Below are 8,671 nucleotides of genomic sequence, written 5' to 3'. Positions count from 1 at the left end.
CACTTAACTTGACAAACCCAATTATTTCGGTTTGTTGAGCAACGTTTCAGCTTCTATTAAAATAATTTCATTTTCAACATCGCTCAAGAGAGCTTTAATAAACATTTTTATTGAATTAACGTCATGTTCTGTATGTTTTCTAGTGTAATGTGTTTCATCATTGCCAATAAACGATGAGGCCTTAGCTAATTTTTTTAACCTTTCATTTCTAAGGCGGTCTATTTTAGAACCTAACATTGTTTTAGGATTTCTGAGCCATTCTTCTGTCGTTCCTTCAGGAGTATGTTCAATAAGAAAATCAGTTACTAAAAATTCTAAAGCTTTTCTATAACCCATTCCAGCAATTTGATTGAGTCCATTTTCTTCAGCTTTTTGAGATTGTTTATAAATATTGGTGAACTCTGGATATCTTGTTTTAATATCTTCTGGTAATTCATCAGTTGAAATTGATTTAGATGGAACTGAGTCATAAGGGGTTAAAAAGTTAGTTTGATCAAAATCACCTGGGAAAACCCTCTGACCTAAGGTCATGAAATGAACTGTTGAAGAACCACATAATTTACAAGCGAAAATACAAATGCCTCGAGATTCATCAAGTTTTCCTAATGTACCTACTCCTTCAAGAAATACCTGTGTTCCAGTGTTTTTGCAATGTCTACATTGCCTTGGTTCGTCAATTTTTATTGTAGTAGATTCTGTTCTGTCATTTTCCAAATCATAAAATCGTAAAGAGCGTTCAATCATATAAAAAACTCCTTTTTTTTATATTAATTATACCAAAGAAAGTAGGTGATACCACTGGATAATAAATTAGATTTAACAGAATTATTGGAACACTTCGATTCGTCACAACTTAATTATCAGGAATGGATAAAAGTAGGTATGGGTTTAAAATAGGAGAATTAGGACGCTTCTGTTTGGAAGGAATAGAAGCGTAATGATTTAAGATACCACGAAGGAGAATTTTTCAAGGGAACGGGTCGATTACAAACTTAGCAAATGAAAATAGCTATAAAAAAAGGTGGGGTGATTATATTGAGGCCAGAAGGTGAAAGAGATTTAAAAGTGGTTGTTTGGGAGAATATTGAAAAATACCGAAAAGAGCGAGATCTATCACAGATTGAGTTATGTAAACTTGTTGGCTATAACTCTGTACAATATAGTAAAAATAAGAAAAGACCAAAGTCGGTAACTTTTCCAGTGTTGCAACGCTTTGCTTATATATTGAGAGTAAAAACAATTGATCTTATTGATGATTGGTCAGAAGAGTGAAAGACAGGTATATAAAGTAGCTTTTAACAAGTAAAAAAGCAGCAAGATCACTCTTGCTACTCAAATAAATCGCCTCAATGATATTATAACAAGGAGATGACAAGATTGGAATTGAAATCAACAACTATTAAAGAGATAGAAGAGATGCAAGGGAAGAACATGCTCGTGATTATCAGTAATGGTCAAATAAAAATGGCTGAATTGCCCAAATTCGGCATTGTTGAAATTATTTGTCATGATGAGAAAGTCACTTTTGTCGAAGAGAAACGAAAAATAAAATTTTAATATTATCTGACCAGATAACTGGAGGATACTTGATAAACGTGTAATGCGTTTGTTAGGTGTCCTCTTTTTTTATTTATAAGGAGGATGGATCATGACTTGGAAATATGCTGATGAATTAGAAACAGAATATAGAAATGATTTAAAAGGCGTTATAAGTCGTTTAGAAGAACTTAAAAAGCATAGGGACTATTTATTGAAATACAAAATAGAATGCGAGAATCAAAGCAGATGGAAAGAAATATCCACTATCAGAGAAGAACTTATTGAATTAAAGAGAACTATCAGTATTTTAGGTGGAGTAGTTTCGAGTTCTATGTATTCTATCGAATGGCTACGTGATGCTAAAGAGCCAGGAGCAAGACGTGAAATAAGTAACCGCTCAAGATATCAGCGTACTCAGTTATGGCCTAATATGGATTTGATTGTGGTAAATAAGTTTAGATTTGAAAGCGAAAATTTAACTGAAGATGATTTAAAAAAGTTAGATGATTACATGAGCTGTTTAACAGATAGAGAAAAAGAAGCAATTAATTCAATTGTGGCTAAAGGCAATAGTTATCAAAAAACAGCTGAATACATGGGAGTGTCAAGGTCAACGGTTCAGAGTTATGTGAACAGAGGTATGGAAAAATTGAATAAATCTTTAATTGATAGTGCACAAACTAGTCTTTTTTAGTATGATTGTATAGAAAAGGAGTGGATTATTTGTTAATAAAAGCTAAAAAGAAAATGGATATGTTTGTTGAATTTATGGTGGATTATGGTAGTGTATTTGAAGTTATTGTATTTTTGTTATTTATAGTTAATACAATTCTAATGAATAAAAAAATGAATGACGATTTGTTAACGTTTTTTACTTTCTTAGCTATTTTAATAATATCGTTACTTATCTTTATTTTTCAATTATTCATTTTGATAGGAAACGAGTACATTCAGGTGTTTCATGAAATTATGACGGGGTTTAGAAATAAACTCAACGCTATTATAAAAAGAAAATTTAGATATAGAAAAAAAATAAAAAATAAAATAAAAAATATAAATGTAGGGGTGAATAACCAAGACGAAGCAGATGCTAGGAGGATTGAGATAGAGCAGCAGAAACTAGAACAAGAAAGAAAGAAGATTATCGAAACAAACATGCCTGAATTAGTAGTGAACCACGCGTTAATTATGTTTGGTTTTATTCTTTTAGTTAAAGATATGTATAGTATCAATTTATCGTTACCGCTTTTGATAGCAATGCTAATCTACGTTTTGTTAGTTTTTTCGATTAGGTTCTTGTCAATCAAAAATAATTTTATACTTATGCTATATTCTTTATTATTTTTATCTATCATGGCTATCCTTTTATGGACTGCGGGCAAAACGATTTTTGAAAGCGGAGAAATTCTTTTTCAAGGTTTTAATAATTAGTTTTTGCCATACAATAACCACCAATAGTTGAGAGGGTAAAACCTTTCTCCTCCTTATTTAATAGATTTATTGGCACATAATTCTTTAAAAGTTTATGTGTCTTTTTGTTGTGATGAATTGTAAAATGAAATAAAAACTCCTTTGTCCCCTATCTTAATTGGCAGGGGTTTTGTTATAATGATTTTTATGTTATTTAATGAGAGGAGGAGGAGTACCTATGGATTTTTTTGATTTAAGTTCATCAGAAGAAAATTCGATTTTTGATTTTCTGGATAATGTTGATCAACGTATAGTAAACAAAGAAAAGATTCTTGCAAGTGAATACGAGAAATTTTTTAGATTAGTGACAAAAGATACATCTGGAGACTGGCATAAAGCAGAATTTTTTATCCAAGAATTGTTTAAAAATAATAAATACAAAGAAGTATATAAACACCTTTATGCTGGGCGACCAGCTCACGACGAATTTATAAAAATGTATGAATTTAATTAACAATCTAACAATCTAACACTCACAATCGTGGGTGTTTTTATTATGTCTTATAATATTACAAAACAAACACAATTGACTGTGAGGTGGTGATGATGTGGCAAGAAAAAGAAATCCGTTACGTGATGAAGCGTACAGGATTTGGATAGAATCAAATAAAGAGAAGCTTTTGAAAGATATCGCTGAAGAATTAGGAGTCTCACCTTCTACCATTAGAAAATGGAAGTCAGAAGATAAGTGGGACGGAGAAACGAAACGGAGCGCTCCGAATCAAAAAGTGCGTTACGATTCAATGAAAGGAAACCAAAATGCTAAAGGCAATTCTGGTGGAGGTGCCCCAAAGAATAATCAGAATGCAGTAAGTCATGGGTTATTTGCAAAATATCTACCTGATGATACTCGTGAATTGATTACTGAGCTTCAAACATCATCACCTACAGATATAATCTGGAATAATATTATGATTCAGTACTCAGCAATTATAAGAGCGCAAAAAATAATGTTCGTTAGAGATGAGTTTGATCACACTGAAGACATAGTTAATGTGAAGGTTAATCCTAAATTGATTGATAGAGAAACAGGCGAGTCTGTTAAAACAGAAGTTTCACGTCAGTTTCAATATGCTTGGGATAAACACGCCTCATTTATGGCATCTCAATCTAGGGCTATGTCAACACTTAGTAACTTAATTAAACAATTCGTTTCTATTGCAGATGAATCTGACGAACGTAGACTTAAGCTTGAATTAATGCAAGGTCAGATTGATAAGTTGAAAGGTCCACAGAAGAATATTTCAAATATTGCCTGGAAAGAAGCCTTGAAAGAAGTTGAATCTGGAAAGTTTGGAGAGATTGAAGATGTCTGATAAAGCTAAGTTAACTAAAATTTGGCGAGATAATCCAATCATTTTTGCTAAACAAGCTTTAAAATTTGAACCAGATGAATGGCAAAAAGAAATGTTAAACGCTTTGAGGGACAACAAAAGAGTAGCGGTTAAGTCAGGTCAAGGAGTCGGTAAAACAGGAACGACTTCCGTTGCTATCCTTTGGTTTTTACGTTGTCATTATCAAGCTAAAGTGTTTTGTACAGCACCAACACTTAAGCAATTAGTTGATGTTATGTGGTCAGAGTTAGCTAAATGGTTAAAAGGCTCTATGATTGAAAACGAGATTAGATACCTTAAAACTAAAGTTGAGATCATTGATGATGAAGAAACATGGTTTGCAGCTATCAGAACAGCCAACAAACCAGAAAACATGCAAGGTATACACGCAAATAATCTTTTATTTATAGTAGACGAAGGTTCAGGTGTTCCCGATAACATTTTTGAAGTGATTAACGGAACCTTATCAGGGGCTAATAATAAATGGTTAGTACTTGGTAATCCAACTAAATCAACAGGTGCTTTTTATGATATATTTCATTCAGATAGCCATCTTTGGTACTGCATGACTGTTTCATCAAGAGATAGTAAACGTACTAACAAAGAGAATATAGCTGCACTTGAGAATAAGCATGGTAAAGAGAGCGATGTTGTAAGAGTTCGTGTAGATGGATTATTTCCTAAAGGAGCTAGTGACACGATCATTCCTCTAGAGCTGATTGAGTATGCACTAGAACAAACTAAACAAGTTGATATGGTTCAAGTTAATGCTCATCAGATTTTAGATGTTGGGGTCGATGTGGCTAGAAAAGGGAAAGATAGAAGTACAGTTTGCTTTGCCCGTTTAAATTATGTTTATGGAATCTCAGAACATAATCAAGTATTAACCACTCAATTAACTGGTTTAGTTATTCATGAGCTAAAGCAATACCTCAATAAATTAAAGAACATTAAAACAGTCAATATCAAAGTCGATGAGACTGGTGTAGGTGGTGGTGTTGTCGATATGTTAGCAGAACAAGTGGAAATATTAAGTATAAACTTAGGCATTAAGATAAATGTTCTTGGCGTTAAGAATAATGCTAAGGCGGAAAATGAGACACAATATGTTAACTTGGTTTCTGAATTGTGGGGAGATATGTCTGATCTATTATCAAATAACTTTTTTCAAAATAATGAGTATGCTCTAATAAGACTGCCCAATATTAAGGAACTCAAAGCAGAATTATCAGATAGGAAATTTAAGTTTGATTCTAAAAGTCGTATCAAGCTTGAAAGCAAAGATGATTTGGAAGCAAGGGGTAAAAGGTCACCCGATTATGCTGATAGTTTAATGTTAGCAATGTATAGGCCACCTCAAGCAATAGCTGAGATTAGTCGAGATTACAGGTAGAGGAGTGATATAGTGGCTAAAGAATTAGAAACATTTAGTGGTAAAATCATCACTGAACAAGGAGTACCAGATGAATTGAGATCTAAGGAAAATAGTCCAGGAACAAATGGAGTAAATGTTGGGAAATCACTGGATTATATTTCTATAGCTCAAGGGTTAAAAAGAAAAGTTTTTTATATCGATAGGAATTTACAAATTGATTCAGAAGAGGGAGCTGCTTATATTGATGAATTAGTTTCTAGACATCGCCAAATGATTGCTTATTATGACAGGTTAGAGGACATGTATCTTGGTTCTACTCAAATTCTTAAAATGAAAGCAAAAGATGATGGTAAGTCAGATGAGCGTATTTCAACGAATTTTGCAAAATACATTGTTGATACTGAAACAGGTTTCTTCAACGGAAATGATGCACAGTTTCAACATGACGATAAGAATATTAATGAGGCTGTTAGTTTGTGGCTTAGATTAAATGATGCAGGTTCAACATTCAATCATTTAGCCAAATTATGCTCAATGTATGGTCATTCTTACGTCTTTTTATTCGATGATCCATTGGCTCAAGTAATTTACAAGCAACAAATTGATGAAATTGAAGTAAATAATAGCCATTCCATTTTTTCAAAGTTTAAAGATGCTATTACAGGAGAAAGCAAAAAGAAAGCTATTGCTGCTAACTTACCACTGAACAAGTTGAAAATGACAACTGTGGAGCCGCAAGAGGCTTTTTTAATTTATGCTAATGATACAACTAAAGAACCTTTATACGCTTTTGTATACACTAATTTCAACGACGATACAGGTGAAATTACAGGCAAACTTTATAAATCAAGTGAAGAAATCGGCTATTTGTTTAGCAAGAAGAAAGACTCTGATGAGAGTAACTCGGTAAAAATTATTCGGTCCGATTTAGAGAGTGAGGAACTCTTTATTAATAAATTTGATGGTTTACCACTCATTGAAGTTAAGCAGAATGAAGAACGTGTAGGGAAAGTTGAATTAGTTTATACTGCTCAAAATGTTTACAACAAAGTGATTTCAGACTCGGCTAATGATGTATCGTATTTAGCTGATAATATTCTTCATATTGACGGAGTGAAGCTTGAACCTGAACAAAAAGAAGATATGAAGGATAACAAACTCCTTAATACGTATAAACAAACGTCAAATGGGATTGAAGATACTAAAGTGACAGCTCAGATGGTTAGTAAAAATAGCGCAAGTGAAGCAGGTGAAAAACTTTTAGATCGCTTGAAAGAAGACATGTTTACAGTAGCCGCAGTAATTAATTTTAAAGATATCAAGGTTGGCCAAAATGTATCTGGTGAGACCCTTAAAGTCATGATGAAGGACATGCAAGCTAATGCATTAACTAAACAACGGCAATTTGAAAAAGCGTTTGATGGTATTTTTTCGATTTTATTTAGTACTTGGGAAATGCCTTTACAATGGTTAAATTTGAAATACATGTTTAACTTTGATATGCCAATCAATAAAAAAGAAATGGCAGAGTTTATGAAACTGTTACAGGGTAATTTATCTACAAAGACGATTCTTGAAAATGTAGCACCTTTATTTAGTGGGTCTGTTGATGACGAGTTAGAACGTATGGAACAAGAAGGATTGTTAATAGGTGGGGATAGAACTTCAAGTGTTGAGGAATTACTTGATAGTCACAGACATAAGAGTGATGTGATTGAAAATGGACAAGAATAAAGATTTAAGCTATTTTGTCAAACGAGAACATAAAAATGCAGATAAAATAAATAAACGAATCACTAACAAATCAAAAGAGATTGGAAAAATTCTAGAGCAACAAGAAAAAGTTATTCTAAAGCGTATTGATAAGTTTTACCAAGATTTTGGTGATATTTATGGTGTCACTGAAGAGCAAGCACAAAAGATAGTGTCTCAATTTGACGTTGACTCTTTTAAAGAACGGGCTAGGAAGTACGTTGAGAGCAAGGACACTAGCTATACTGCCAATTATGATATGAGGTTATATGATACTAAACAACGTATATCACGATTGAAATTATTGCTTAATGAAATCAATCTAGATATAGCAGAAGGTTATCAAAAGACGACATTAGTCATGAATGACATTCTAACGACCGGTCAGAAGAAAGAGATAGAAAGACAAGCAAACCTCTTTAAACTACCAAAAAAACAAATTAAAATAGCTACAGAAGCATTATTGAGAGAAACTTATACGGGCACTAAATTTTCGAGCTATTGGGGTAAAGATTTAACGAATCTCTATGATATTTTAGATGTAGCAATTAAAGGAGCAATCTTTAATGGTCAACACCCATTTAAGTTAAAAGCTAAGATTAACAAGGAGTTTGGAGTTAAAGATAAATGGAGTAAGCGACTACTTATAACAGAAACAACTAGAATGCAGTCGATGGTCCAAATTGCGGCAATGAAAGAAGCTGGATTTGAATACTTTAGATTTATAGCAGAGCGAAATGCCTGTGACAAGTGTGGAGAATATAACAACAAAGTCTATTTGTTAGATCAATGGAAAAATTTAGTTATGATTCCACCAGTGCACCCTCATTGTCGATGTTCATTAGTTCCTGCGACTAAAGAAAAGTATCAGAGAAAAATAGCTTTCAAATCAAATTAAAACGAAAAAGAATATGAAGTTCATCTTAGATAGAATTCATCTGATAGAGGCAGTGCTGAATGGTCTGTTAAATATCATGAATAATACATGAAGAATATTTTTTAGAAGTACGTAATTCATTAGGTTGAGTTAGGTGCTATTTTTGTATCCAAAAATTTATGCGGGGTGAAAGTTGTGAAGCACTATATAACTAAATATAGAAATGAAGAAAATCAATTAGTAGTTGTATCTTGGTTACAAATAAATATTTTTAACAAATGCTTTTGTTTTTCAAAGAAAGAACGGGTTTGTCAAGTTAAGTGT

The 8,671-nt window shown here is 32.6% G+C and carries 10 protein-coding genes; 9 read left to right on the top strand and 1 reads right to left on the bottom strand.

What is annotated here, in order from left to right:
- Positions 1–21: 21 nt before the first annotated feature.
- Entirely contained in the window at positions 22–744 is a 723-nt protein-coding gene (locus DOK76_RS12810) for a DUF4145 domain-containing protein (protein ID WP_206968383.1), read from the bottom strand.
- 291 nt (positions 745–1,035) lie between these two features.
- Here DOK76_RS12810 and DOK76_RS12800 point away from each other — a divergent pair, with 291 nt between their 5' ends.
- The 9 genes from DOK76_RS12800 to DOK76_RS12760 all read left to right on the top strand — a co-directional run bounded on the left by DOK76_RS12800 (position 1,036) and on the right by DOK76_RS12760 (position 8,368).
- Complete coding sequence (locus tag DOK76_RS12800; RefSeq protein WP_206968381.1) at positions 1,036–1,272, top strand: helix-turn-helix domain-containing protein; 237 nt, start codon at positions 1,036–1,038, stop codon at positions 1,270–1,272.
- Positions 1,273–1,377: 105 nt separating this feature from the next.
- Positions 1,378–1,557, top strand: coding sequence for an XtrA/YqaO family protein (locus DOK76_RS12795; RefSeq protein ID WP_242542318.1), 180 nt, complete (start codon positions 1,378–1,380; stop codon positions 1,555–1,557).
- Positions 1,558–1,648: 91 nt separating this feature from the next.
- On the top strand, positions 1,649–2,233 hold the full coding sequence (locus tag DOK76_RS12790) for a sigma factor-like helix-turn-helix DNA-binding protein (RefSeq protein WP_206968376.1): 585 nt from the start codon (positions 1,649–1,651) through the stop codon (positions 2,231–2,233).
- Positions 2,234–2,262: 29 nt separating this feature from the next.
- Positions 2,263–2,970, top strand: coding sequence for a hypothetical protein (locus DOK76_RS12785; RefSeq protein WP_206968373.1), 708 nt, complete (start codon positions 2,263–2,265; stop codon positions 2,968–2,970).
- A gap of 217 nt (positions 2,971–3,187) precedes the next feature.
- Complete coding sequence (locus DOK76_RS12780) at positions 3,188–3,463, top strand: hypothetical protein (protein WP_206968371.1); 276 nt, start codon at positions 3,188–3,190, stop codon at positions 3,461–3,463.
- A gap of 94 nt (positions 3,464–3,557) precedes the next feature.
- On the top strand, positions 3,558–4,325 hold the full coding sequence (gene terS, locus DOK76_RS12775; RefSeq protein WP_206968369.1) for a phage terminase small subunit: 768 nt from the start codon (positions 3,558–3,560) through the stop codon (positions 4,323–4,325).
- On the top strand, positions 4,318–5,736 hold the full coding sequence (locus tag DOK76_RS12770) for a DEAD/DEAH box helicase family protein (RefSeq protein WP_370590139.1): 1,419 nt from the start codon (positions 4,318–4,320) through the stop codon (positions 5,734–5,736). The genes terS and DOK76_RS12770 overlap by 8 nt, the downstream gene beginning before the upstream one ends.
- 12 nt (positions 5,737–5,748) lie before the next feature.
- Positions 5,749–7,452 (top strand): phage portal protein, encoded by a 1,704-nt coding sequence (locus DOK76_RS12765; protein WP_206968365.1) that lies wholly within the window; start codon positions 5,749–5,751, stop codon positions 7,450–7,452.
- Positions 7,439–8,368, top strand: coding sequence for a minor capsid protein (locus tag DOK76_RS12760; protein ID WP_242542319.1), 930 nt, complete (start codon positions 7,439–7,441; stop codon positions 8,366–8,368). Before DOK76_RS12765 ends, DOK76_RS12760 begins: the two co-directional genes overlap by 14 nt.
- Positions 8,369–8,671: the final 303 nt, after the last annotated feature.

This window comes from Candidatus Vagococcus giribetii (genome assembly GCF_017316185.1).
In the GTDB taxonomy this organism is placed as follows: Bacteria; Bacillota; Bacilli; order Lactobacillales; family Vagococcaceae; genus Vagococcus; species Vagococcus giribetii.
This window is presented reverse-complemented; position numbering and strand designations above follow the sequence as displayed.

Excerpts from the sequence above, each read along its gene's own strand:
- DOK76_RS12810 (WP_206968383.1), bottom strand. The coding sequence starts at position 744 with ATGATTGAACGCTCTTTACGATTTTATGATTTGGAAAATGACAGAACA.
- DOK76_RS12790 (WP_206968376.1), top strand. The coding sequence starts at position 1,649 with ATGACTTGGAAATATGCTGATGAATTAGAAACAGAATATAGAAATGAT.
- DOK76_RS12780 (WP_206968371.1), top strand. The coding sequence starts at position 3,188 with ATGGATTTTTTTGATTTAAGTTCATCAGAAGAAAATTCGATTTTTGAT.
- DOK76_RS12770 (WP_370590139.1), top strand. The coding sequence starts at position 4,318 with ATGTCTGATAAAGCTAAGTTAACTAAAATTTGGCGAGATAATCCAATC.
- DOK76_RS12760 (WP_242542319.1), top strand. The coding sequence starts at position 7,439 with ATGGACAAGAATAAAGATTTAAGCTATTTTGTCAAACGAGAACATAAA.